Genomic DNA, 23,731 nt, shown 5'->3' on the forward strand with positions numbered 1-23,731 from the left:
TTGCTCCCATCAGTCGATAGGTCATTGTCGTTAAAGACGCCCTTGTACTCCTTATCGCCATGGAAGCCATAGATGCTGTCGTACGAGCCTGCGGTCAGCTCATCATCGGAAACGCCCGTGCTGCATATGGGAATCCAGTACCCCCGATGGTATTCGCACTTGAGTGCGCCTTCTCTATCGGGGTGATGTCGGTGATACGCTGCACCTCGATAGAGAAGCACACGTCCTTGATCTCGTCCACCTGCGCAGGGTCGATCTTGTAGTCGAACGACACGTTCGCCGTCTGCGCTCCCACATCCGACACCCTCACGTTGGACGACGTGATCGGATTGTCCTTATTCGTTACATCCGCCGCGTTCGCAGTGGCGACGCCCCCGAACAATGTGCATGCGGCCACGGCCAACGCCGCCATGGCCTTTCCGAAACGCCTCACGACATTCCCTTTCCCCCAGGTCCCCCGGGATTCTCATCGAAGGACGACGGGCAACCCCGCCTCCATACCCTGAAAACGCTAGCCCCCCGTGGCCTCATTCTGACGGCGTCAGGACACGCCGCATGCGCGCGTTCGCGCTGTTGCGCCATGACGATGGCGTATGGGATAATCCACAAGGTGCTTTTGCGTGGACCGGAACGGCCGTGGCGACACGGAAAACGGACGGGCGGATGACACGAATGACTGCCGTCCGGGACACCCCCCGAAACCGGTTGTGTCATTACCGGATCAGGGTCCCGCAAAACGTTGGAATTTCAACGTTTAGTGAATGGTTAGGTATTATATGGCTGAGTTTATTGTTCAGATGGGTCAGCCTTCGTGATCGTTGCTATTTCAACGTTTCCTTGGCGTGTCCGCTGGCACAAAAGTGTGTCATGGTCGGCTTGGATCGTCACTTGTGTCAAGTTTGTGTCATCTGTCGCTAATCCGAGACCCAGCATTGCTAGAATCGATGTAAGCGATGCCGACGCGACGGCATTCCACACCACGGAAGATTCATTCACTTTCGATGAGGCAAGGAGGCGAGACATGACGAAGCTCGAACGCAGCCAGATCGATTTCTCCACGTTTATGCTGTATCGGCTCGCCGAGCATTGGGGCAAGTCCGTGCCCGACACCTATCGCATTCTCGATAAGGCCAACGCTATCGACGGCTACCTTGTCCCCTGCTACGACATGCTGCACACACTCGGCAGCGAATACCTCGTCAACGACCTGACGGACTACGTGCGCGAGCAGGGAATCTGCATATGAGGCTGTACCACGGTTCCGACGTCACAATCGAAAAGCCCGACGCCATCCACTCACGCAAGAACCTCGATTTCGGCTCGGGGTTCTACGCCACCAGTTATCCGAAGCAGGCGGAACGCTGGGCCTTGCGACGTTCATTGCGCTCGCATGGCAAAGCGCTGGTCAACGTGTACGAATTCGACGAAACGGCGAATCTCCATATTCTGCGTTTCAACGAGAACGACGCCGAATGGGTTCGATTCGTATGCAACTGTCGTCGGGGCGGACAGCCTCCCCTGGGAACTGACCTCATCATCGGAGGCGTTGCGGATGACAAGGTCTACGCGGCCATAGACATGTACATGCGTGAGCTATGGGACATGGAACGCACCCTGCAGGCCCTAGCCTTCTACGAACGAAACGACCAGTACTGCTTCCTCACACCCCGGTCGATCGCAGCCCTGCGATACGTCGAGACCTACGAGGTGGAACAATGACGATCACGCCACAAACACTGACGAAGCTCGAAACGCTACGCAAGGAGCATCTCGAATCCGATCTCATCGCGCTGATAGCCGACCAATACGACATGACAGCCGCCGATGCGATGAAACTCTATTATTCCAGCCAACTCAGCCAACAGGTGGCCGACGGCTCCTACGGCATCGAACAACTCGACGCGCGCTACCTACTCGACGACCTTCAACGATACGAGCCGCAACTCTTCAGAACCGTCAACGCGACTGAATAGGGCACGGCTGCCGAGTTCCGACACGAGCACCCTCGCATCCCATCACATTCTGCAGCGACGCGGTGTGGACGACAAGGCAACAGCTCGTCCCGTTACTCGGACGCGGCATCACGACGATCAGCAAACACATCGGCAATGCCAAGCGTGAGGAATTGGACGGAATCGCCCCCCCAGCGGCACAACCCACGAGCTACATCTCGCCTACTCCCCTGCGTCGGGATCGTATCTGAGAATGTCGCCCGGCTCGCATTCCAAGGCCGGGCAGCGGCATGAACCGCAATCAGCGCGATGGGATGCGCCGACACCAACTGACATCACTCTTGAGGCATCTGGTACGAGTATTTCACCCGCAATGTTTGATAGTCGCCCTTGCTGAGACGGTATCCGACATTGGGCTGCTCCTGATATTCCCCGTCCATGAGATGACTGAATCGGACACCGGTCGCCAATGGTTCGGCAGGAGGCTTGGTAATCCGGGCGAACATCTGTTCCAGAGGCCCGAGGTCGTTCGACCGCATGGCGGCGATGGAGGCCGGGTCATTCTCGCGTCTGCCGACCAATCCCCAGTCGAAATGCCATCCGGCGTCACGGGCCACGACGTCCCAGAACACTCGTTGGGCGCGGCCGTTGCCCTCACGGAACGGGTGGAGGATGTTGAAATTGTTGTAGCTTACGCTCAACCGTCGATGAACGTCTCAAACGGCAATCCCCGCAACAGGTTGTCCTCTCGCAGCATCCGTTCGCTGTAGATCACTCCCATGTCGAAGAGCTCCAGCGGCTGGAACGGCTCTCCATCACCCTTCGCCATGTCGATGACACGAATCTCGCCGGCCCAGTCATACACATCCCGGAACAACTGGCGATGAATCCACTGCAACTGCGCAAGCGTGCCCTCGGCCTTCGGAAGGCTTCGATGCAGCTCGATGGAACGCGCCGTTCACAGATCGTTCTCGACGGTGGCCAATTCCACGGCACTCGACGCACCGGCCAGATTCCTCAGCACATCGGTGCCGGGAATCAGAGAGGGATCATGCGCGGCGCGGAGGTACGTCATGCCGCGTCCAGACCATAGCGTCGCCGGGTGCGGGCCACCAACTCGGCGGGATCGATCAAGCCTCTCGCATAATCCCTGGCGTCATCCATGAAAGCGACGGAAACGGCACCGCCCTCCATCTGCGTGGAATGAACAGCCAAGGCAACATCCTCTACCCGATCATTGAGCCAATCGCCCGACACCGCACCCACCTCATTCCACAGTCACGGTCACCGTTATGTTCCATTGTATGGCGCGCACAGGCAGCACAAGATTCCGCTAGGGGCATTCCTCCGGCTTTTCTTTTCTCCTATGCGTAGAACTGCTGGCAGAATTTCTGAGATGCCAATCGGGACCGAACCTCGGTCTGCCATTCCCCGGACGACGCGAGCAGGTCCGGCAATCGTTTTCCGAACACGTCTTCGATTTCCTCGCGCGTGAAGGAGTAGCCGTCGCCGACGAAGTTGTAGGTGATGTCCGACAGGTTGGGGATGGATGCCATGGACACGACCGAGTTGTAGATCAGGTCCCGCCACACGTCATCGACCCCGATATCCCCAACCACTTCAAGGTAGTTGATCGTCAGAGACTCATGCTCCGCGTCGATCTCGTATTTCCTGTCCACACTATGCAGAGGCAGCGCGCCGAAAAGCTCGCGAACGCCGTTATTGTCGCCCAGGGAGATGGGACCAAGCTGCGCGATCGGTGTGACGTCATGCGTCAGGGCGTCATCCTGCTCCCGCGCATATTCCGCGTTCGCCTGGTTCTCCGAGGCAATCTGAAACGCGGCACAGAACAGAACGACGACAACCGCGAGCACGCCGACGATGGTCATGGTTTTCTTGTTCACCGTTCTCATGATTTCTCCCTCGACTCTTCACAGGAACCTCGACTCGTCACAGGCACCCTTCGACGATGTAATCCAATTATAACCACGGGATTCCCGTTGTCCGACACTGATTGGCGATGGGATTCGACCCTGATGTTTATCGGTATCGAAACCATGGGTCCGGCTTGCCCGCATGGTCGGTGACATCCCGCTGTCCGTGGGCGCGGTCGTCGTCGGCTTCGCGGTCAGGAAGTTCATGGACGGGGCCGAACGGTCCCGGCGGGAACTGGGCGTGGCTTTGCTGGACGTGGACATGCCCGTCCTCGACGGGCCGGCGACCGCGAAGGAGATGGCCGGGCTCTACCCGTCGGTCGCGGTGATGATGCTCACCGTGTTCGAACACGAGGAATCGCTCGCCAAATCACTGGCCTTGAACGTGCGCGGATTCCTGACCAAGGACATCCCCTCCGCATAACTCGTCCAACTGATCAAACAGGCACACGCGGGATGCACGGTGTTCGGACCGCGCCCGACCAGTATTCTCGCCGACAGCTATCTATACTCCGGAAGAAACGACCCCGGATACGACGCCTTCCGCGACCGAGTGGAGCGTCTCCCGAACCACCTGCGCGCCACGTTCGACCTGCTCATCCAGGCGCTGCCGAACAAGACCATCGCCAAACGGCTCGGCCTGAGCGAGGCCACCGTGCGCTCCTACATATCCGAGATCTTCGCCGCACTCGGATACACCAACCGCGGCGAACTCACCATCACCGCCATCAAGGCCGGATACTGAACCACCCATGTAAACGCCCTCGGCCCACGCAAAAACGCGTAAACCCGATTGCAGATCCACCGTTGCGGCATGACGATGGGATATGGGATAATCCACAAGGTGCTTTTGCGTAGGACCAAGGCGCCGGCGATGACACGGGACAACCACAACAGCGAATGACGCACAACGGGCCGTCCGGGACACCCCCGTAAACGGTCGCGTCGTTTTCCATTGGTGTCATTACGGGGTCCGGGTCCCGCAAAACGTTGGAACTTCAACGTTTAGTGAATGGTTAGGTATTATATGGCAGAATTCGTATATCAGATGATCAAGGCTCGCAAGGCGTACGGCGACCGTGTGATCCTCGACGACGTGACCCTGAGCTTCCTGCCGGGCGCGAAGATCGGCGTGGTCGGCCCGAACGGCATGGGCAAGTCGACGCTGCTGAAGATCATGGCCGGACTGGAGACCGTCAGCAATGGCGAGGCCTACATCACACCGGGCTTCACGGTCGGCATCCTTCAGCAGGAGCCGCCGCTGGACGACACCAAGACCGTGGGCGAGAACATCAAGATGGCGTTCGGCCCGATCGCCGAGAAGGTCGCGCGTTTCAACGCCATCGGCGAGGAGATGGCCAACCCGGACGCCGATTTCGACGCGCTGATGGACGAGATGGGCAAGCTGCAGACCGAGATCGACGCGGCCAACGGCTGGGATCTCGACTCACAGCTCGAACAGGCCATGGACGCGCTGCAGTGCCCCGACATGGACACCCCGGTCTCCGTGTGCTCTGGTGGCGAGCGTCGCCGTGTGGCATTGTGCAAGCTGCTGCTCGAAGCCCCCGACCTGCTGCTGCTCGACGAGCCCACCAACCACCTCGACGCTGAGTCGATTCTGTGGCTGGAGCAGTTCCTGCACCAGTACAAGGGCGCCGTCATCGCCGTCACCCACGACCGTTACTTCATGGACAACGTGGCCGAATGGATCTGCGAGGTCGACCGCGGCCACCTGTACCCGTACAAGGGCAACTACTCCACGTACCTGGAGACGAAGGCGAAGCGTCTGGAGATCCAAGGCGCCAAGGACGCCAAACTCGCCAAGCGCCTCAAGAACGAGCTCGAATGGGTGCGCAGCTCGCCCAAGGCCCGTCAGGCCAAGAACAAGGCGCGTCTGGAGCGTTACGACCAGATGGAGAACGAGGCGCGCAACAACAAGAAGCTCGACTTCTCCGAGATCCAGATTCCGGCCGGCCCGCGTCTGGGCTCCGTGGTGCTGGAGGCCGAGCACCTGCACAAGGCTTTCGGCGACCGCGTGCTCATCGACGACCTGTCCTTCACGCTGCCGCGCAACGGCATCGTCGGCGTGATAGGTCCGAACGGCGTCGGCAAGTCCACACTGTTCAAGACCATCGTCGGTCTGGAGCCGCTGACATCCGGCGAGCTGAAGATCGGCGACACCGTGAAGATCAGCTATGTCGACCAGAACCGTGAAGGCCTCGACCCGAACAAGAACCTGTGGGAGGCTGTCTCCGGCGGACTCGACTTCATCGAGGTGGCCGGCGTCGAAGTGCCGACCCGCGCCTATGTGGCGAGCTTCGGATTCAAGGGCTCCGACCAGCAGAAGCTGACCGGCGTACTCTCCGGCGGTGAGCGCAACCGACTGAACCTGGCCCTGACCCTGAAGCAGGGCGGTAACCTGCTGCTGCTCGACGAGCCCACCAACGATCTGGACGTCGAGACGCTGGAATCCCTTGAAAACGCGCTGCTCGGCTTCCCCGGCTGCGCCGTGGTCATCTCCCACGATCGTTGGTTCCTCGACCGCATCGCCACGCACATCCTGGCGTGGGAGGGCGATGACGAGAACCCAGCCAAGTGGTACTGGTTCGAAGGCAACTTCCAGGCCTACCAGGAGAATCGTGTCGCCCGCCTCGGCGAGGACGCAGCGCGCCCGCACCGCCTGCACAAGAAGCTGACCCGCGTGTGACACTTGATTAAGTCATGAAGAAGCCCCCGCAAGGGGGCTTCTCGCGTTTTCGGCCCCTCGCCAAATATCCTCCCGCTGGCGGGAGGTGGCGCGCAGCGCCGGGGGGGGGGGGCGAGACCATGGCGCATAACATATACGAGGAGGCCCCTCACGGTTGGTGAGGGGCCTCCTGTGGCTATTGATCGGTCAGAACCGATCAGCGTCAGCGGACGCTGCGGCGACGAACCGTGACAACCGCACCGCCGGCCAGCGCGAACAGAGCCGCGATGGTGGCGAGCACCGCCGTGTCGGCGCCGGTGGCGCTGAGCTTGCCGTCGTTCGGCTTCGTGGTCGGCTTCTCCGTGCCCGGTTTGGTCGGCTCGGTCGGGCCAGTCGGGCCGGGCACCTCAGAGTCCTCGGTGACGGTGACGGTCACAGAGGCGGACTTGCCGTTCGCCGTGGTCGCGGTCACCTTCGCCACGCCCTTCGCGACGGCGGTCACCTTGCCGGTCTTGTCGACCGTCACGACCTTGTCATCGCTGGAGGCCCACGTCACCGCCTGGTCCGCGTCATCCGGCGCGACCTTCGCGGTCAGCTGCGCGGTGGTGCCCTTCTTCAGCGACAGCGCGCCATTGGCAACACCATCGCCAGAAACGGTCACACCCGTAGCCTCCGGAGTCTCCGTCACCTCGGGGTTGTCCTTCGGCTGCTCGGGCTCGGTGAGCTCGACCGGAGTGGCCTTGGCCGTCGCAGCCAGCTCGGCGACAGCCGCCCAGGTGACGCCTGCGCTGGTTTCGGTGAGGCCCCATGCGTCGTTGATCTGGAACTTGACGTACACGTCACCGGACGGAATGGTATTCGGCAGCGCGATGGTCTGCAGTTCCTTGGTGTACGGGAACTCAGCCGTGGCGACGGGTTCACCCCAGTTGGTGACATCGGCAACGCTGTTGGCGTCGCTGGCCGCCACCACGTACACTGCGACGTTCTTGGCCGGGCCGTTCAGCTTGTCCTGACGGTACAGGTGGGTGATGGCCGCAATCTTGTTGCCCTCGCCGGGCGACGCCTTGAACGCCAGCCAGTGCGGAAGATTGGCGCTGGGGTTGGAGTACTTGCTGTGCCAGAACGTGTTTGCGTTCTTGTCGAAGGCGTTGCCCACGGGAGCATGCTCGCCGGTGGTCTCCTGAGAGCTCGCCGCGTAGTCGCTTGCTTCCACGTCCTTGGTCAGGCTGCCGGTCAGCGCCACGCTGGTGGTGCCGAGCTCTTCACCGGTCTTGGTGTTGGTGAGCTTGAACTGCACGGTGACGTCGCCCGTCCCAGTGGTGTTGACCACGTTGAAGTAGGCGATGGCGGCCTTGCCGGCCGGAATCGACTTGAGGCTGACGCTTCCGGGCTTGATCTCCCAGCCTTCCGGCACGACCGGGGTGACGGTGACGTCACCGGTGTTCGCGTTGGATGCGGCCCTCACCTTGACGGTGATCTTGGACGGGGAGGCCGGGTTCACGGTCTTGGAGTCCACGGTGGCGGACATGCCCATGTGGCCGGTGAGCGTGAACAGCGCGTTGTCGCTGACCAGGTCAGCCGGGAACTGAGCGACGGTGCCAGCGGCGGGACGATGGGTCTCCAGATCGATGTTCTGCTCGTTGCCGGTGGCGATGGCGAGACGCTGCTGCGTCAGCGCCGGGGAGATGGTGTACTTGCCATCCTTGTCGGCGCGGATCTGCCACTTCTGCGTGTTACGCTCATTGGCGGTGTCGCGCTGATCCTGACCGACGGACACGTCGGCGCAGTTGCGCAGTTCCGGCGTCGCGCCGACCTGGGTGACGACATCGAGATGCTTGCTTCCGGTGAAGAGCGCAAGACACTTTCCGGACACTGTATCCTTCATCTGGTAGTAGCCGTCAGGCGTGGTGATGAGCTCCCACGGACCTTTGGAGATCGACTTCAACTGGGGGATGTCGTAGATGCCGGCATCGACCGGGGTGTAGTCGTATTCGCGGATGTCCAGCGGGTAGCCGATCTTGTCGATGTCCGCCTTCATATCGTTCCACGTCGCCCACGGGCGGGAATCGGACCAGGTCATCTGTGAGATGAAGCGCATGCCGTCGAAGATCTCCTTCTCGACCTCGTTCTCGGTCTGGTAGATCGAGCTGTCGGGCCAGATGGACACCTTCGCACCGGTCAGTTTGTCGTAGTTCTTGTCGATCTGTCGTCCGCCGTCAAAGGTTCCGACGTTCCAGTTGTTGTTGTACAGTCTTGCGGCGTTGACCTTGTACACTTGCGCCGAACGGGACCAGTACAGGGCCTGGGTCGCGTTCATCAACGTGTATCCGTCCTGGACGAGCTCCTGCGGCTTGCGGCCGGCACCATACCAGTATTCGATGACGATGTCCTTGTTCAGGGAGACGTTCTTGGTGTTGACGATGCCGTCGTTCCAGATGCGCAGCTGCTTGCCCTTGGCCTTGACGTATTTATCTATGTCATTGATGAAGCCGGTGAACGCATCATTCGGTGTCGCGCCGGCTCCGTACTGCTTTTCGGCGAACGTCTTCAACTTGCTGTAGTTGTCGAAGCTGGTGCCGATCATGTACTCGTCGGCGCCCATGTGCCAGTATTTCGTGGTGAATACGCCGTCGTATTCGTCAATCAGCGTCTTGTAGAACTTCACGGCCTCCGGGTTGGAGATGTCGAGCTTGTTGGGATCCTTCCGGCCTGAGTTGTCGGCAAGCTGGTACTCCGGGTAGTTCTCCAGCCAGACGTTCATGTGGCCCGGGGAGTTAATCTCCGGAATCACGTCGATGCCGTAGTTATTCGCCTTCTTGACGAACTTCTTGACGTCGTCGCGCGTGTAGTACGACCATGTGGCGGCCTTCTTGGTGTTGTCCTCTTCCGGCTTGAGCTTCATCTCCAGCAGCACGTAGTTGAGGCGCAGGTCGGCCATGTCCGACAGGAAACGGTCGATCCAGTCAGTGGAGATGTTGATCTGGCAGGCGCACAGCGTAGCGCCGCGCTCCTTGTACTTCGGCTTCGTGGCGACCGTGCCGGCGGGCAGGGTCAGCTGGCCCTGGCGAAGCATCTGCGAGACGGAACGGGTGCCGTAGAACACGCCGATGTCGGTCGCGCCGATGACCTCAAGGCCCTTCGAGCCGATGTTCAGCTTGAATCCCTCATCACCCAGTTCGGCCTTCTTCGATGCATCCAACGTGAGCGAGATGTCTTTGCCCGTCGCTGAACCGGTCGCGGCCTTGATGTCCACGTCGGTGAACTTGGTCAGCTCGGATGCCAGGCTCTGCGCACGCGCGGCCAGTGCATCGCTCGACACGACGCGGGTGCCTTCACCCAGCGTCCATGCGCCGGTGCCGTCGGTCCAGCCGTCCATGCTCGGGACGGTGGCCGGGCGGGTGAGATTCACGGGAGCCGTGGCACTGTACCCGGCTGCACTATCGTCGGCGGCGCTGGCCGTCATCGCGGTGCACATGCCACCGACCATCAGGCCGGCTACAATGGCCGCAACGGTACGCACACCGAAACGTCTATTGGAGCTTTTCTCCATTGAAACTTCCTTTATTCTCTTGTTGCGGTTATGACAGGAGAGCTTCATCGTCTCCAATGGATGCCGAGCCGGCAAAGCAAGACAAAGCCGTCACAACATCATCACCGATTAAACGTACACTGTGTTAACAAAATTAGCAAGATGCATGAATGTCGCCTTGCGTTCCAGCCTTTTCCACGCCCGGCACCCATATTCCACGTCACATCGCGTTCATCATCGGCTTACGCTCGTTACAAAACCGGCCGACCGAATTTACCTGGTCACGCTACACTGCTGTGAGTACCGAAACCGGCTGGGAGCCGAGCGAAAGCATGAACATATAAACGGACCGTATATATACCGCATGATATACGTCCCGGCACGTCACTGGAAGGGAGCGGCAATGACGCACGAAGACGGAACGACACCGTTGAATCATCTGGTAAAGGTATTGAGACTGGGCGACCCTTCCGAATACCGCGGACACACCTACATCAGCGGGGAGAGCCTGTACTTCCCCACCGGACGCGTGTACGGCGGGCAGGTGATCGCGCAGTCGCTGATCGCCGCATCGAAGACGGTCTCGCCCAGCCGGCTCCCCCATTCGGTGCACGGGTATTTCATCGCGGCGGGCGATATACGCCAGGATCTGCTGTTCGACGTGGAGACCCTGCGGGACGGCCGATCGTTCTCGGCGCGCAGGGTCAACGTGACGCAGTCCGAAGGGCCGATCCTGACCGCCATCGCAAGCTTCCAGGAACAGGGGCAGTCCGGAGTGGAGTTCTCCGATACGATGCCGCAGGACGTGCCGGCACCCGAAACGCTCACCAGTGCCAAGGAGCTGATGGAACCATATGCCGACAAATCGCCGTTCGCCAAGTTCTATGCGAAGAAGTCGCCGTTCGACATCCGCCACGTCACGCCGACCATCATGCTCGGCGCCGACAAGGACAGCGCGGCGCACGACTCAGGCAAGCAGCTGGTGTGGATGAAGGCCGACGGCGTGGTGGACGTGCCGCAGGTAATGCATCGGGCGATGCTGGCGCTCGGCTGCGATCAGGTGATGATGGAACCGGTGCTGCGCAGGGCGGGGCTGAGCATCTCGACGCCTGGCATCTCGTACGCGTCGATCGACCATTCGATGTGGTGGTATCGCGACGTGGACATCAACCAGTGGCACCTGTACGTGCAAGATACGCCGACCGCCGCGCACGGGCGTGGACTGGGCGTGGCCAAAGTGTACACGCAGGACGGCGAGCTCGTCGCCGCGATGGCGCAGGAGGCCCTGATTCGCGTGCCACAGCAGTGAGGCCACGGACGATGAGTGCGGCGGGTATTGAGGCTGGGGCTGAGACTGGTTCGGTGCCGGGAATTGCGGCTGCGGCCGGTATCCCGGTTGCGGCTGGTACTGAGGCTGAGGCTGATAATGAGGCTGGACCGTCATTGGTGTGCCATTTTGAACTGCCGGACCGGTCTGGGCAGCCGGGCCAGACACCGGTACGGCATTCTCGACCTTGGTTCCACATTTCGCGCAGAATTTAGCGCCTGCTTCAAGTGCACTGCCCACAGTGCATGCAGAACTTCATGCTTTTCCCTCTCGGATACGGCCCATCACAGAATGTGCGTTCCGATCAGCGGAACCGCGGATTCCATGCTCTCTCCATGGCGATCCTATTCCTGCACCTGCGAAACCCCCGTTTATCGCGGACGGGGGTGTTCACCTATTGAAGGGGCACGGAGATTGCCGGTGATCAGAGTGCGGGATCCGTGGTCCTGATTGGCACCGGACCACCCTCAGCCGCTACGCGGCACCTCCCGCCAGCGGGAAGGGGCTTAGTGGCGGGTTTTGGCGGTGGCGGAGGCGATGCCGCGGCGGCGTTTGGCGGCCTTCATCTTGGGGTTCTCCGGGCCCTCCATGGGCGGCAGCTGGCACAGCCATTCGCCGACGATACCGATCACCATGTCCGCCAGGCATATCACAGCGGCGACGGCGCATTGCGTCACGGCCGTCGCATAGTAATCCGCCTCGATATGATCGAGTACCAGCAGAATCTGCCCGACATACCAGCCGGCCAGCGCAGCGCCGGTCAGCCCCAGCGCCTTCGACAGCATAAGCGTGTACACGGCCTTGGTCGGGTCGAGCGGCTTGAGTCGGGCCCGCTTCTGCGGATCGGTGGTGGCGTACTGATGCACCTGCAGCGCCATCACCAGCACGACAATGCCCAGCAACAGGAGCACCACGGACACGAACCATGGCGCCCCCAACAACGAAAGCCCCGAGGACTCACTGACCTGCACAAGCAGACAGCCCGCGATCAGACCGAGCAGCAGCGCGACGACATACTGCCACCATGGGGTGCGACGTATCTTCATTCCGTACTCCCTACGATCCAAGTGTCGGACAGCAGTCCCACACGGTCGGCGTCGGGTGCCATGGCCAGCAGATACGACACCGGGTCGCCGCCGAGCCGCGCCTGCGGGTCCATGTCCATCCACGGTGCGAGCACCGAAGCATGGGTGCGGGCTGACGGCCACGGCACCCGGCAGTCCGGCTCATCGCAGACCGTTCCCGGCATATCCACCAGATCGAGGTCGACATCCCCGTTCAACGACTCCTCGACGGAACCGAGCGTGGCAATCAGCGCCTTCGCGTCCATCCGGCACGTCATTTGCATGACAGCCGACATGGCATCCGACCCATGCAGATGGCTCACATGATACAGCGGTGAGATGCCCTCGACCTGATCACCGGGAATGCCCTCCAATGCGACAATCGCCGTGCGGAACAGGGTTTCGGCCTCGTTACTGCGACTGTCCATCGAGATGACGGCCGTATGTATGGCCGGTTGAACGGTAGCGGTATCGCCGTCGCCCGGTTTCCGCGCCGAACCGTCGACGGTTCCATCGAATTGCGGTATGTCGGCTGCGCTGCCGGACGGCTGCACCGGGGCATCGTCGGCCATGCCGGTCATCCAACTGTCGTCGATGCGATGTACGTCCTCGCGGTCACCGGCCTCGTGCAGCAAATCGGCAATCTCTCCCCCGTGCGGGCCCGCGAGCCGGGCGGCCGGATCAAGAGCCAGCCACGGTGCCAAAACGAACGCCCGCTGCCACGCACGCGGATGCGGCAAAGTCACATTCGGGTCCTCGCTGACGAGGCCATCGACATCGATGATGTCAAGATCCAGTGTGCGCGACGCCCAATGTTGTTCCCGCGTGCGTCCATGAGCAACTTCGATATGCTGCAGGCGGCCAAGCAGACTCGCCGCGTCCAGCTCGGTCGTGACCTCGATGACAGCGTTGAGAAAATCCGGGGTACCATCCGGCATGCCCCATGCGGCGGTGCGGTACAACGGCGATATCCCAGTCACCTGTGTGCCTTCAAGGCCGTCGATATCCGCGATCGCGGACCGCATCGACGCCGCGACGTCGCCCTTGTTGCCGCCGAGTGCGATCACGGCGTGGTGCATGGGCGTGACACGGCCTTCATCAGCTCGACCAGTTTTGCCGTCCGTATTCCGTCCGCTCCGCCATCGCTCGATGGTGACGCTCACGTCGGCGAACGGCACGGTGATCGGAGCTTTGGGCTTATGCACGGTGACGGTTACGCCTTGGACTGCGGGATGGTCGGCTATCACGGCGTCAGCGATGAGAGCCGCCAGCCGCTCAATCAAGTCGACATGCTCGCCTTCGATGACGGATACGATCCGTTTGGCGACGCGCCCGTAATCAACCGTGTCATGCAGGTCATCGCTGGAACCGGCACGTGACAGGTCGAGATGCAGCACGGCATCGACGATGAAGGGCTGCGCGCGCTGGTGCTCGTAGTCCAGCACGCCGTGCGTGCCCATGCCTTGAACGCCGGTGAGGCGAATCGTGTCCACGGTTGCGTCCTTTCGTTTAGGTTGGTGGTGGGTGACCACCCCAGTCAGCTTCGCCGACGGCCCTCCGGCTGAGGGAGAAGGGTTAGTTTTGGTATTGTCGCCAGAGGGAGCCGATTGTCAGGGCGGCGCGGCTGCGGCGCACGTCATGCACGCGGACCGCCCAGGCGCCGTGTTCCGCGCACAGGGCCGACAATGCGGCGGTGGCATTGTCACGGTCGTCCATCGTCGGCTCGCCGATGCCGGCATCGTTCAACGCCGCCGAAACGAACCGCTTTCGGGAGGCTCCGATCAGCACCGGATATCCCGACCGCTTGAACAGATCCAGTCCGACGAGCAGCGGCAGATTATGCTCGATACCGGGCTTGGAGAATCCCAGACCAGGGTCGATGATGACCCGCTCCGGGGCGACACCGGCCTTGAGCACCGCATCAACCTGAGACATCAGCTCGTCATACACGTCCTTGAGCACGTCGTGTTCGTAGTGCGAGGTGTCGGCGTCCGGCGCCGCGCCGCCTTTCGACCCGGCCAGCCAGCCACGCCAATGCTGTACGATGTACAGGCAGTCATGGTCGGCCACCACGTGCGGCAGATCTCGGTCCAGTCGTCCGCCGGACACGTCGTTGATGATCTGCGCGCCCTCATCCAGCGCGGCCTGCGCCACGGCAGAGCGTGTGGTGTCGATGGAGACGACCGCTCCGTGGGCGATCAGCGCCTTCGCGGCACCGGTCACACGGTCGAGCTCGTCCTTCTCGCTGACGCGCTTGGCGCCGGGGCGCGTCGATTCCGCGCCGATGTCGATGATGTCGGCTCCCGCATGCAGCATGTCGTCGCCGTGGTCTCGGGCCTTGCCCGGATCCAGCCACAGGCCACCATCCGAAAACGAGTCCTCGGTGATGTTGAGCACACCCATCAGCAGTGTGCAGTCGGTATCATGCAACCGCTGCAGTTCAGTCATGAATTCTCCTCTCCGTCAATCGCCGAAACGGCGGCGATGCCGACCAGTCACGGCGATGAGCCGGATCAGTGCTTGGCCATGATCAGACTCATTGCCTCGGCACGGGTGGCCGGGGTGCGCATCACGCCGCGGACCGCCGATGTGATGGTTCGCGACGCGGGCTTGTTCACGCCCCGCATCGCCATGCACATGTGCTCGCATTCGGTCACGACGATGACGCCCTTGGCGTCCGCGTATTCCATCAGCGCGTCCGCGACCTGCTGGGTGATGCGTTCCTGCACCTGCGGGCGACGCGCGTACAGCTCCACCAGTCGGGCGAGCTTGCTCAATCCGACGACCTGCCCGTTGGACGGGATGTAGCCGACATGCGCGACGCCGTGGAACGGCAGCAGATGATGCTCGCACACCGAGAACAGCTCGATGTCGCGCACCAGCACCATTTCATCGGTCTCGACCGGGAAACGCTTGGACAGCACCTCCTGCGGGCTGCGTCCGAGCCCTGAGAAAATCTCCTCGCAGGCACGTGCGATACGGTCAGGCGTCTCCAGCAGACCCTCGCGATCGGGATTCTCGCCGATCGAAGTCAGGAACAGCCGTACGGCCTTGCGCACGCCCTCTTCGTCAATCGCCATATATCCTCCAGCTTCCCTCACCACTTATATAGTCGTCATGCCCGCCGAACCGGGGCAGGCACACCGTTTGCCGTCAAACGGCAAACGCCCGTGCGCCCGGCGAGCCCCTTTGCGGGACAGTCGGGCGCACGGGCACGAAATCACCGCTCCCCCGGCTTCATGCCGACGGAACGTTTGAGCGACTCCGGAATCTCCACCGGAGGCTTGTCGGAATCGGGACGGCGCTGGTCGGACAGCCACACCGGACGTTCCGGAGCCTTCCTGATGTTCGCGAAGATCGCGGCCAGTTCCTTCTCATTCAGCGTCTCCTTGACGAGCAGCTGGCGAACCAGCTCATCGAGCACATCGCGGTTGTCGTTGATGATGTTCCATGCCTCGGTGTGCGCGGTCTCGACAAGGCCGAGCACCTCCTCGTCGATGACCTCGGCGGTGCGCTCGGAGTACTTGTGCGGCGCAAGACCATCGAAATCGGCGCTCTGGTCGTCGGTGTCGGCCCACTTGATGGCGCCGAGCTTCGAGGAGAAGCCGTATTCCACGACCATGGTGCGGGCGATCTTCGTCGCCTTCTCGATGTCGTTCGACGCGCCCGTGGTCGGATCGTGGAACACGACCTCCTCCGCGGTGCGTCCGCCCATCGCGTACGCCATCTGGTCGAGCAGCTCGTTGCGCGACTGCGAGTAACGGTCGGTGGTCGGCATGACCGCGGTGTAGCCGAGCGCACGGCCACGCGGCAGAATCGTCACCTTGGTCACCGGATCGGTGTTGTGCAGTGCGGCGGCGACCAGTGCATGGCCGCCCTCGTGGTATGCGGTGTTGCGCAGCTCATTGAGGGCCATGCCCTTCGACTGACGCTTCGGGCCGGCTTGGACGCGGTCGATGGCCTCGTCGATGGCACGGTTGTCGATCAGCTGGGCGCCGGCACGGGCGCACAGCAGCGCGGCCTCGTTGAGCACGTTGGCCAGATCGGCGCCGGTGAAGCCCGGCGTGCGCACGGCGACCATGTGCAGATCGACGTCCGGCACGAACGGCTTGCCTTTGGCATGCACCTTGAGGATGGCCTCGCGGCCTTCGAGGTCCGGCGCCTCCACCGACACCTGACGGTCGAAGCGGCCGGGGCGCAGCAATGCCGGGTCGAGCACGTCGGGGCGATTGGTCGCGGCGATGATGATCAGGTTGGTGTCGCTGTCGAAGCCATCCATCTCGACGAGCAGCTGGTTCAGCGTCTGCTCGCGCTCGTCGTGACCACCACTCATGCCGGAACCACGCTTGCGTCCGACGGCGTCGATCTCGTCGATGAAGATGATGGCCGGGGCGTTTTTCTTCGCCTCATCGAACAGGTCACGGACGCGGGAGGCGCCAAGGCCGACGAACATCTCGACGAAGTCGGAGCCCGCCATCGCATAGAACGGCACACCCGCCTCGCCTGCGATCGCACGGGCGAGCAGCGTCTTGCCGGTTCCGGGAGGACCGTACAGCAGCACGCCGCGCGGGATGCGGGCGCCCAGGGCCTTGTACTTCGACGGATCCTTGAGGAAGTCCTTGATCTCCTCGACCTCCTGCACGGCGGAGTCCTCGCCAGCCACGTCGGAGAACTTGGTGGACGGCGTCTGGCCTTCGAGCAGCTTGCCGTTGTTCTTCTTGCCGCCCATGCCGAACATGCCGGACGCGCCGCCCATGCGGCTCATCAGGAACCAGAACACGGCGATCATGATGATGAACGGCAATATCGAGCTGATCAGGTAGCTGACCATGCTGGTCTGCTGCATGTTAGAGGTCCACCCCTTGGAGGGGTCGGCCTTCTCGACCGCCTGCACGACCTGCGCGCCCTGCGCGAACGTGTAGTAGAACTGCACCTTCTTGCCGTAGTTGTGCGGCTTGTTCGTGTCCGGATCGGTCTTCGTGAAGTTGCTCTTCAGCTCAAGCTGCACCAGCTGCTTGTTGTCGATGATCTTGGCGTACGCGACGTTCTCGGTCTTGAGCAGGGCGAAGCCGTCCTTGGTGTCGATGGTCTGCGTGCCGGCGCCGGCGAACAGCTGGAAGCCGGCGACCGCCATGACCACCAGCAGCACGCCCCACAGCCACGGGGACTTCCAGAACGGCTGCGGGCCGCCTGAGTTGTTTCCCTTCTGGTTGCCGTTGGGGTCGTTGGGCGAATTGCGTTTGAACGGATTGCCGTTGCCGCGGTTGCCATTGCCACTCGGCGGCATCTGCTGAGGGCCTTGAGGATAGCTCATACCTGATTATTCTCCTTGATACACTTCGGGCTTCAACACGGCGATGGAGTCAAGATTGCGGAATCGCTCGTCATAGTCCAGGCCGAACCCGACCACGAACTCATCGGGAATCTCATAGCCGCGATACCGCACGTCGACGTCCACTTCGCGGCGCGACGGCTTCTCCAGCAGCGCGAATATCTCCACCGACGCCGCGCCGCGGCGCTTGAGTTCCTCGACGAGCCATGCCAAGGTACGCCCTGAATCAACGATATCCTCGACGATAAGAATGTGCCGACCGCGGACATCGCAGGACAGGTCCTGCCGTATGGCGATCGTCCCGCTCGATTCGGTGCCCGACCCGTAGCTCGAAAGACTCATGAAATCCATCTGCACGGGAATGCTCAGCGCCTGCGAGAACGCGGCGATGGTGTTCACGGCACCCTTGAGCACCGCGACCAGCAGCAGGTCACGCCCCTGATAGTCCTTGCTTACCTGCGCCGCCACCTCGTGTATCTTGCTTGCGATCTGAGCCTTGGTGATCAGCTCATGGTCGATCTCGTCTTGAACATCAGCGATTTGCATGGAGACCATCTTGGCACACGCGAATGACGTGTTTCCGACGAAATGCTGAATGACCGCTGGGAAGTGCCACGGCACCCTGACCGTGCCACTGCGAGATCAGCCGGTCGACGGCGTCGACGTGACGGAACCCGGCCTCGATGCCGACCGCCGCGAGCGCGTGCGCGATCACGCGCAATCTGATCGCCCGCGGCTCCCGCGCCAACGCTTTCGCGTCGATCCACAACAGCTCGCAGTCTCCGTCGACGCTCCCGCACGAATCCCCGGCGAACGTCACCGCGTGCGCCGCAACCGATTCCGCGATACCGTCGAGATACGACTTCTCGATGGATGCGAGTTCGGCACCGTCACAGAACCTGCTCACGATATCGCCGCCGGCGAACGCGTTCAGATAGGGAATCAGCGTGTGGCGGACGCGCGAGCGCAGCGGGAAATCGTCCGGCAACGGTTCGTCCGCAGCCATATGGTCGCCGTTGGTCGGGTCATCCCACCATGTGATCCCGAGGTCCTCGCAGATGCCGGTCGTGTCCGCGCGGGTCAGACGCAGGAACGGGCGGGCGAACCGCACGCCGTCACGCTCGACGATCCGCGGCATCCCCGCGAGCGAATCCAGTCCGGAGGACCGCAACACATCCATCAGCACGGTTTCGGCCTGGTCGTCGCCGGTGTGGGCGAGCAACACGCATTCGGCCGATTCCCGTCGGGCCGTATCGGCCAGCGCACGGTATCGCGCGTCGCGGGCCGCGGCCTCGACGCCGTGACCGTCCCCCGACACTTCGACCGGCACCACCGCGACCGGGTCGAGCCCCAGCCCGCAGCATCGCCGTGCCGCCGACTGAGCCACCTCATCCGAATGCTCCTGCAGCCGATGATCGACCACGACGGCCCCGCATCTGATGCCCCACGACGCACACACGATGCCGGCCACCGCCGCCAACGCCATCGAATCGCGACCGCCCGAGCAGGCCACCAGCACCAGCGGGGCATCGGGCGCGGGGGTATGATCGCCGTGCTCGGCGAAGCGCGGATCCTGCCTGGGTAGTCCCAGATCGACCAGCATGGATCGCATCCGGCCGATCGCGGCACGCATCACAGCGGTATATGGCATGGGTCGAAACCTTTACAGCTTGGCCAGTTTGGCGGCCATCACGTTTATCGCCTCGATGGCCGACCACTGGTTCTCCGGGTCGTTGACGATCACGGCGAACGACAGCACGCCGCCCTTGACGCGGGACACGTTGCCGGCGAGCGAGGTCACGGCGTCGAGGCTGCCGGTCTTCACGCGGAACAGGCCGTTGTCCGGGCCGGTGACGATACGGTTCCTCGCCGTGCCGACCAGGCCGGGGATGGACAGTCCCTCCGCCGCCGCGGTGGCGATGCCGGCGGTGAGATTGCGCTCCTGCATCTCGATCAGCGTGGTCACGCTGACCTTCGATCCTGGCGTCAGACCGGAACAGTCGGCCATCTGCAGGCCGGACGTGTCGATGCCCTGCTCGGCGAGCGTGTCGGCGACGGCCTGCGTGTCGGTCTTGATGCTGTTGCCGGCCTGACGCTTGAGCGCCGTCAGACGGCCGAATAGCTGGGCTAGCGTATTGTCGGAATGCCTCAGCATGAACGCCATGACCTCGTTAAGCGGCGCCGAGCTGACCGAGGCCAGCGCTGAAGTGCCGCTTGGCGCCGCGCCCGCGGTCGGCCCGGACATCACGGTGATGCCGTTGTCGGCGAGCCGCTTCGCGAAGGTCGTCGCCGCGTCCAGCGCAGGCTGCTGGGACAGCACCGGGTATTGGCTGGAATCGTCGGGATTGGCCGGCTTGACCATATCGGTCCAGGTGCGTCCGCCGTCGACGGCCATCGTGGAGATCGCCGTATAGTACCGGTGCTCCGCGTTGTTTTCCGTGACGCCAGCCGGCGTACGATCCTGCCCGAACAGCGAATCGTCGTACAGCAGGTCGACCTGCGTGATGCCGCGCTGCTTCAACGCCTCGGCGGTGCGCTGCGCCAGCGTGCCCAGCCCGGCACGGCCGTTGATGTGCGAGGGATCGCTCTCCCCGTCCGACAGCAGCATGTCGCCCTCACCCTGCAGCACCACGGTCTTGCGGTTGTCGTCGCCCTGGATGAGATAGGTCTTGGTGTCGAGCGTGGAGCCCATGTCCAGCGTGGTCGCCGCCGCGAACGCGGTCAGTGTCTTCAGGGTCGATGCGGGCTGGCGGGGAATCATGGCGTCATGCTCGGCTACGATGTTGCCCTTGCCGTCCGCGATGGCCAGCGAGAAGGATTTGCCCACGCCCTCGCTGGCGGAGAACTCGTCGAGGATGGTCTTCGCGGCCTGGGCGTCGACGGGCATGGACGCGTCGACGCCGGCGGCGACCGTGCCGCCCGTGAGCGCGTCCTGCGGGTCGGGAATCGCGACGCTGTCCACTCCCCGCAACGTCAGGATGCCGGGTGCCACGTCATAGATGTCAGCCACGAAATACCCCGCCATCACCGCAACGGCGACGACGGCGGACACCGCGACGGTGACGGTACGCCGCGTCATCGGCAGATGCCGAATCATATGATGTCGGGCCGCAGCCTTTGATGCCACGAGCGAACTCCTTAGACAGACGTTACATCATCGCCGCAAGGGCGCCGCCCGAACCGGCTCAGCGCTGCAGCGACGCGAACGAATCCAACGTCTGGACGACACGGATCGCGCGCGCATCCAACAGCTTACCGCCAAGCCATGAACCGATGACCATGGCCGCCACGCCATTGGCGAGACCGACCGGCGCCATGACCCATAGCCAACCGCCCATATCGGCCACAACGAGCACGATCGCGACGAGAATCGTCGGCAGCATCGGAATCAGACAGCCGAAAAGCTGCACGAACGGGAACAATCCCTGGGCGACGGCACGGCCCTGCGGTGTGGAGAACGGCTTGTCCATCGACGGCACCGGATACATCAGCGAGCAGTTGGTGATCTCCGCGACGCCGATGCTGCTGAACGAGACACCCAACGCCAGACAGATGAACGTCACGCCCAGGAGCAGGCCGTCAGCCGTGCGCCAATCGCCGGTCAACACGAAGCAGGCCAGACCGAGCACCACCATATATATCACGTTGATGGACGCGAACACCCGCATGCGGGACCGACGGTCGTCCCAGCCGCGCACGCCGGCCAGCACCTCCATCGTGAAACCGCGGCCGTCGTATGCCAGGCCGTTGCCCTCGGTCATCTGCATCATCCATCCGCCCCAGATCAGACCCTGCCAGATCACGATCGTGATGCCACGCGACTGGAGCGCGAACAACGCCACGAACAGGACGGGCATCACGAACAGCAGGATCTGACGCGGGTCGCGGCGCAGATACGTCAGCAGACGGGCGGACATCGCGCCGGACGTGCTGTCCGGCATCCAGCCGAACGCGCCGATGCCGCGGACCTTCGCGGCACGCTCGGGCGCACCCGCGGTCACGCGGTCATGACGCAGGCACCAGACACAGCCGACGAAGCACACCACCCACGTGACGGCCAGGATCGCCAGACGCGCCACGAACAGGAGCGGGTTACCGGTCAATAGGTCGTACGGCAACTGGAACGCGGCTCCGAACGGGGTCCAGCTCAGAGCGTCGGCCACGCTCAGATCCGTCAATGACGGAAAATCATACAGACTGCCGGAATCGGCGGGGTTGTCGATGATGTTCGGCAGCTGGCACAGCACAATGAACACGATCATCGCGATGAGGTAGAACGCGTTCTTGCCACGTTTCGAGCGCACCAGCGTCGTCGATGCCGAAATGACCAGCTTGGCCAGCGACATCATCGTGATGATGGCCAGCGGGGCGGCGATGAGCTGCATGACGACCATGCCCACACTCATCCACCGGTATGCGAGGGACCACAGCATCAGCGCCAGCGTGCCACAGATCGCAGGCAGACCGCTCAGGCCGCCGAGCAGCATGCCGAGCTGCAGTTTCCGGTCGGGAATGCCGTACAGCGCGAACCGGTGCGGAGCCATGGTCGAGCCGTCGCCGACGAGCATCAACTGAATGAACAGGATGATGAAGCCGGCGAACGTCGACCCGTACATCACCGCGACGTGCAGCACCCCGTACATCCACCCCGCAGGGATGTGATGACCCGCCATATCGAATACGGGGCCGCCGAGGAACCACGCGAGAGCGCCGACTCCCACAAGGGCGCCGATGCCGAATACGATGCCGAGCACATAGCCGATGGTCTGCCACGTCGACTTGCGCAGGGTGGCAAGGGTGAGCGCCCAGCGCAGACGCACCATGGTCAAAGCGACTTCCATCATGACTCCTCGGGCGATGGGAACGGGGCGGTGGGCGCAGACGAGTCGGCAGGGGCGACGCCGTTCGCCGCGTATCCGCCGTCGAGCCACGACAGCTTGGCCGCGGCATGCCGGCCGCCGACCAGCTGTAGGAACCGCTCCTCAAGGTCCTCGCCGGCCGACACCTGCTCTATCGTGCCCGCCGCGCGGACCTGCCCGGCGTTGATGACGGCGACGTGCGTGCACATCTTCTCCACCAGCGACATCACGTGCGAGGAGATGATGACCGTGCCGCCGGTGGACGCGTACTCGGCGAGGATGTCCTTGAGGTTCGCGCTGGACACCGGGTCGACCGACTCGAACGGCTCATCAAGCACCAGGATGCGCGGGCTGTGAATCATCGCGGACGCCAGGCAGATCTTCTTGGTCATGCCCGCGGAATAATCGGACACCATCGTGTCCGCGGCGGAAACCAGATCGAAGGCGTTCAGCAGGTCGCCGGCGCGACTGTGCGCCACATCGCGCTTCATGCCGCGCAGCATGCCCGAATAGATCAGCAGCTGCATTCCGGTGAGCCGGTCGAATATCTGGTCGGGCTGCGGCATGACGCCGATCTCACGTTTGGCGGCGTTGACGTCCTGCCACACGTCCTGCCCGAGGATCATCGCGGTACCGGCGTCGGGGACCAGCAGGCCGGTCACCATGTTGAGCGTGGTCGTCTTGCCCGCGCCGTTCGGGCCGACGAGGCCGAAAAACGAGCCGACCGGGATGTCGAGGGACAGTCCGTTGACCGCAATCTTGCGGTCGAAGCGCTTGTACAGGCCGCGAATGGAGACCGCCGCGCGCGGGTCGGGCGGCGGCAGTGTCGCAACCGCGGGACGGGAGGGGACGGATGACGATGCCGTACGCGCGGGAAAACCGCCAATCTGCGGCTGATTGTCTATACTCATGACTCAAGCATAGACCATGCAGCTGTATAGACCAATCATCCCGCAGATCGATGACGGGCCGGCGGCAGCCAGCATCGGCCCGGCCGGCGGAGTCAGACATCGCTGCCGAACGCCGGTCGAAGCACGGCCCAAACCCG

The 23,731-nt window shown here is 62.7% G+C and carries 21 protein-coding genes and 1 pseudogene; 7 read left to right on the forward strand and 15 right to left on the reverse strand.

Annotated features, from left to right (window positions below):
- Positions 1 to 94: 94 nt before the first annotated feature.
- The gene (locus tag BBBF_RS07115; protein WP_003816275.1) at positions 95 to 433 is read right to left on the reverse strand and encodes a hypothetical protein; all 339 of its coding nucleotides are present in this window, start codon (positions 431 to 433) and stop codon (positions 95 to 97) included.
- Between the two features lie 588 nt (positions 434 to 1,021).
- Here BBBF_RS07115 and BBBF_RS07120 point away from each other — a divergent pair.
- The 3 genes from BBBF_RS07120 to BBBF_RS07130 are packed head-to-tail and all read left to right on the forward strand — an operon-like array spanning position 1,022 to position 1,973.
- Positions 1,022 to 1,246, forward strand: a complete 225-nt coding sequence (locus BBBF_RS07120) for a DUF3791 domain-containing protein (RefSeq protein ID WP_013390170.1) — start codon at positions 1,022 to 1,024, stop codon at positions 1,244 to 1,246.
- Positions 1,243 to 1,719, forward strand: coding sequence for a DUF3990 domain-containing protein (locus tag BBBF_RS07125; RefSeq protein WP_013390171.1), 477 nt, complete (start codon positions 1,243 to 1,245; stop codon positions 1,717 to 1,719). Before BBBF_RS07120 ends, BBBF_RS07125 begins: the two co-directional genes overlap by 4 nt.
- Positions 1,716 to 1,973, forward strand: a complete 258-nt coding sequence (locus BBBF_RS07130) for a hypothetical protein (RefSeq protein ID WP_021647788.1) — start codon at positions 1,716 to 1,718, stop codon at positions 1,971 to 1,973. The genes BBBF_RS07125 and BBBF_RS07130 overlap by 4 nt, the downstream gene beginning before the upstream one ends.
- A gap of 314 nt (positions 1,974 to 2,287) precedes the next feature.
- On the opposite strand, the pseudogene BBBF_RS07135 reads toward BBBF_RS07130, so the two are convergent.
- From BBBF_RS07135 to BBBF_RS07145, 3 genes and pseudogenes are all read right to left on the reverse strand, one after another.
- Positions 2,288 to 3,027, reverse strand: a pseudogene (locus BBBF_RS07135) (Fic/DOC family protein).
- Positions 3,024 to 3,218 carry an antitoxin VbhA family protein gene (locus BBBF_RS10005; protein ID WP_021647785.1) on the reverse strand — a complete coding sequence of 65 codons (195 nt, stop codon included), beginning with the start codon at positions 3,216 to 3,218 and terminating at the stop codon, positions 3,024 to 3,026. Before BBBF_RS10005 ends, BBBF_RS07135 begins: the two are co-directional and overlap by 4 nt.
- Positions 3,219 to 3,316: 98 nt before the next feature.
- Positions 3,317 to 3,865, reverse strand: a complete 549-nt coding sequence (locus BBBF_RS07145) for a DUF4825 domain-containing protein (protein ID WP_013390173.1) — start codon at positions 3,863 to 3,865, stop codon at positions 3,317 to 3,319.
- A gap of 163 nt (positions 3,866 to 4,028) precedes the next feature.
- Between BBBF_RS07145 and BBBF_RS10120 the strand changes: the two genes are divergently transcribed.
- From BBBF_RS10120 to ettA, 3 genes are all read left to right on the forward strand, one after another.
- Positions 4,029 to 4,310 (forward strand): response regulator, encoded by a 282-nt coding sequence (locus tag BBBF_RS10120; protein ID WP_013390174.1) that lies wholly within the window; start codon positions 4,029 to 4,031, stop codon positions 4,308 to 4,310.
- 39 nt (positions 4,311 to 4,349) lie between these two features.
- A complete protein-coding gene (locus BBBF_RS10125; protein ID WP_013390175.1) occupies positions 4,350 to 4,631 on the forward strand; it encodes a response regulator transcription factor in 282 nt (93 codons plus the stop codon).
- 282 nt (positions 4,632 to 4,913) lie between these two features.
- Complete coding sequence (gene ettA, locus BBBF_RS07155) at positions 4,914 to 6,593, forward strand: energy-dependent translational throttle protein EttA (protein ID WP_003814786.1); 1,680 nt, start codon at positions 4,914 to 4,916, stop codon at positions 6,591 to 6,593.
- Between the two features lie 202 nt (positions 6,594 to 6,795).
- On the opposite strand, the gene lnbB is transcribed toward ettA, so the two are convergent.
- The gene (lnbB, locus tag BBBF_RS07160) at positions 6,796 to 10,122 is read right to left on the reverse strand and encodes a lacto-N-biosidase (RefSeq protein WP_021647783.1); all 3,327 of its coding nucleotides are present in this window, start codon (positions 10,120 to 10,122) and stop codon (positions 6,796 to 6,798) included.
- 382 nt (positions 10,123 to 10,504) lie between these two features.
- On the opposite strand from lnbB, the gene BBBF_RS07165 reads away from it, so the two are divergent.
- Positions 10,505 to 11,410 (forward strand): acyl-CoA thioesterase, encoded by a 906-nt coding sequence (locus BBBF_RS07165; RefSeq protein ID WP_013363792.1) that lies wholly within the window; start codon positions 10,505 to 10,507, stop codon positions 11,408 to 11,410.
- A 524-nt stretch (positions 11,411 to 11,934) separates the two neighbouring features.
- On the opposite strand, the gene BBBF_RS07170 is transcribed toward BBBF_RS07165, so the two are convergent.
- From BBBF_RS07170 to BBBF_RS07215, 10 genes are all read right to left on the reverse strand, one after another.
- The gene (locus tag BBBF_RS07170; protein WP_003814779.1) at positions 11,935 to 12,474 is read right to left on the reverse strand and encodes a DUF3180 domain-containing protein; all 540 of its coding nucleotides are present in this window, start codon (positions 12,472 to 12,474) and stop codon (positions 11,935 to 11,937) included.
- Entirely contained in the window at positions 12,471 to 13,985 is a 1,515-nt protein-coding gene (gene folK / locus BBBF_RS07175) for a 2-amino-4-hydroxy-6-hydroxymethyldihydropteridine diphosphokinase (RefSeq protein WP_003814777.1), read from the reverse strand. The genes BBBF_RS07170 and folK overlap by 4 nt, the downstream gene beginning before the upstream one ends.
- Positions 13,986 to 14,067: 82 nt before the next feature.
- Positions 14,068 to 14,940, reverse strand: a complete 873-nt coding sequence (folP, locus tag BBBF_RS07180) for a dihydropteroate synthase (protein ID WP_013363793.1) — start codon at positions 14,938 to 14,940, stop codon at positions 14,068 to 14,070.
- Positions 14,941 to 15,005: 65 nt separating this feature from the next.
- The gene (gene folE / locus BBBF_RS07185; RefSeq protein ID WP_003816279.1) at positions 15,006 to 15,572 is read right to left on the reverse strand and encodes a GTP cyclohydrolase I FolE; all 567 of its coding nucleotides are present in this window, start codon (positions 15,570 to 15,572) and stop codon (positions 15,006 to 15,008) included.
- A gap of 140 nt (positions 15,573 to 15,712) precedes the next feature.
- Positions 15,713 to 17,806, reverse strand: coding sequence for an ATP-dependent zinc metalloprotease FtsH (gene ftsH, locus BBBF_RS07190; protein ID WP_003814772.1), 2,094 nt, complete (start codon positions 17,804 to 17,806; stop codon positions 15,713 to 15,715).
- Between the two features lie 6 nt (positions 17,807 to 17,812).
- A complete protein-coding gene (hpt, locus tag BBBF_RS07195) occupies positions 17,813 to 18,370 on the reverse strand; it encodes a hypoxanthine phosphoribosyltransferase (protein WP_003816281.1) in 558 nt (185 codons plus the stop codon).
- Positions 18,357 to 19,475 carry a tRNA lysidine(34) synthetase TilS gene (tilS, locus tag BBBF_RS07200; protein WP_021647780.1) on the reverse strand — a complete coding sequence of 373 codons (1,119 nt, stop codon included), beginning with the start codon at positions 19,473 to 19,475 and terminating at the stop codon, positions 18,357 to 18,359. The genes hpt and tilS overlap by 14 nt, the downstream gene beginning before the upstream one ends.
- A gap of 12 nt (positions 19,476 to 19,487) precedes the next feature.
- A complete protein-coding gene (locus BBBF_RS07205) occupies positions 19,488 to 20,951 on the reverse strand; it encodes a D-alanyl-D-alanine carboxypeptidase/D-alanyl-D-alanine-endopeptidase (protein WP_033509886.1) in 1,464 nt (487 codons plus the stop codon).
- 58 nt (positions 20,952 to 21,009) lie between these two features.
- Positions 21,010 to 22,665 carry a hypothetical protein gene (locus BBBF_RS07210; RefSeq protein WP_033509888.1) on the reverse strand — a complete coding sequence of 552 codons (1,656 nt, stop codon included), beginning with the start codon at positions 22,663 to 22,665 and terminating at the stop codon, positions 21,010 to 21,012.
- Positions 22,665 to 23,594: an ABC transporter ATP-binding protein gene (locus BBBF_RS07215; protein WP_003814760.1), complete on the reverse strand. Its 930-nt coding sequence runs from the start codon at positions 23,592 to 23,594 to the stop codon at positions 22,665 to 22,667. The genes BBBF_RS07210 and BBBF_RS07215 overlap by 1 nt, the downstream gene beginning before the upstream one ends.
- Between the last annotated feature and the right edge of the window lie 137 nt (positions 23,595 to 23,731).

The organism is Bifidobacterium bifidum ATCC 29521 = JCM 1255 = DSM 20456 (genome assembly GCF_001025135.1).
GTDB classification, from domain to species: domain Bacteria; phylum Actinomycetota; class Actinomycetes; order Actinomycetales; family Bifidobacteriaceae; genus Bifidobacterium; species Bifidobacterium bifidum.

Coding starts and splice junctions, on each gene's coding strand:
- lnbB (WP_021647783.1), bottom strand. CDS start 10,122: ATGGAGAAAAGCTCCAATAGACGTTTCGGTGTGCGTACCGTTGCGGCC.
- ftsH (WP_003814772.1), bottom strand. CDS start 17,806: ATGAGCTATCCTCAAGGCCCTCAGCAGATGCCGCCGAGTGGCAATGGC.
- folP (WP_013363793.1), bottom strand. CDS start 14,940: ATGACTGAACTGCAGCGGTTGCATGATACCGACTGCACACTGCTGATG.
- BBBF_RS07210 (WP_033509888.1), bottom strand. CDS start 22,665: ATGGAAGTCGCTTTGACCATGGTGCGTCTGCGCTGGGCGCTCACCCTT.
- tilS (WP_021647780.1), bottom strand. CDS start 19,475: ATGCCATATACCGCTGTGATGCGTGCCGCGATCGGCCGGATGCGATCC.
- hpt (WP_003816281.1), bottom strand. CDS start 18,370: ATGCAAATCGCTGATGTTCAAGACGAGATCGACCATGAGCTGATCACC.
- BBBF_RS07125 (WP_013390171.1), top strand. CDS start 1,243: ATGAGGCTGTACCACGGTTCCGACGTCACAATCGAAAAGCCCGACGCC.
- BBBF_RS07120 (WP_013390170.1), top strand. CDS start 1,022: ATGACGAAGCTCGAACGCAGCCAGATCGATTTCTCCACGTTTATGCTG.
- BBBF_RS07170 (WP_003814779.1), bottom strand. CDS start 12,474: ATGAAGATACGTCGCACCCCATGGTGGCAGTATGTCGTCGCGCTGCTG.
- folE (WP_003816279.1), bottom strand. CDS start 15,572: ATGGCGATTGACGAAGAGGGCGTGCGCAAGGCCGTACGGCTGTTCCTG.
- ettA (WP_003814786.1), top strand. CDS start 4,914: ATGGCAGAATTCGTATATCAGATGATCAAGGCTCGCAAGGCGTACGGC.
- BBBF_RS07145 (WP_013390173.1), bottom strand. CDS start 3,865: ATGAGAACGGTGAACAAGAAAACCATGACCATCGTCGGCGTGCTCGCG.
- BBBF_RS07215 (WP_003814760.1), bottom strand. CDS start 23,594: ATGAGTATAGACAATCAGCCGCAGATTGGCGGTTTTCCCGCGCGTACG.
- BBBF_RS07165 (WP_013363792.1), top strand. CDS start 10,505: ATGACGCACGAAGACGGAACGACACCGTTGAATCATCTGGTAAAGGTA.
- BBBF_RS10120 (WP_013390174.1), top strand. CDS start 4,029: ATGGTCGGTGACATCCCGCTGTCCGTGGGCGCGGTCGTCGTCGGCTTC.
- BBBF_RS07130 (WP_021647788.1), top strand. CDS start 1,716: ATGACGATCACGCCACAAACACTGACGAAGCTCGAAACGCTACGCAAG.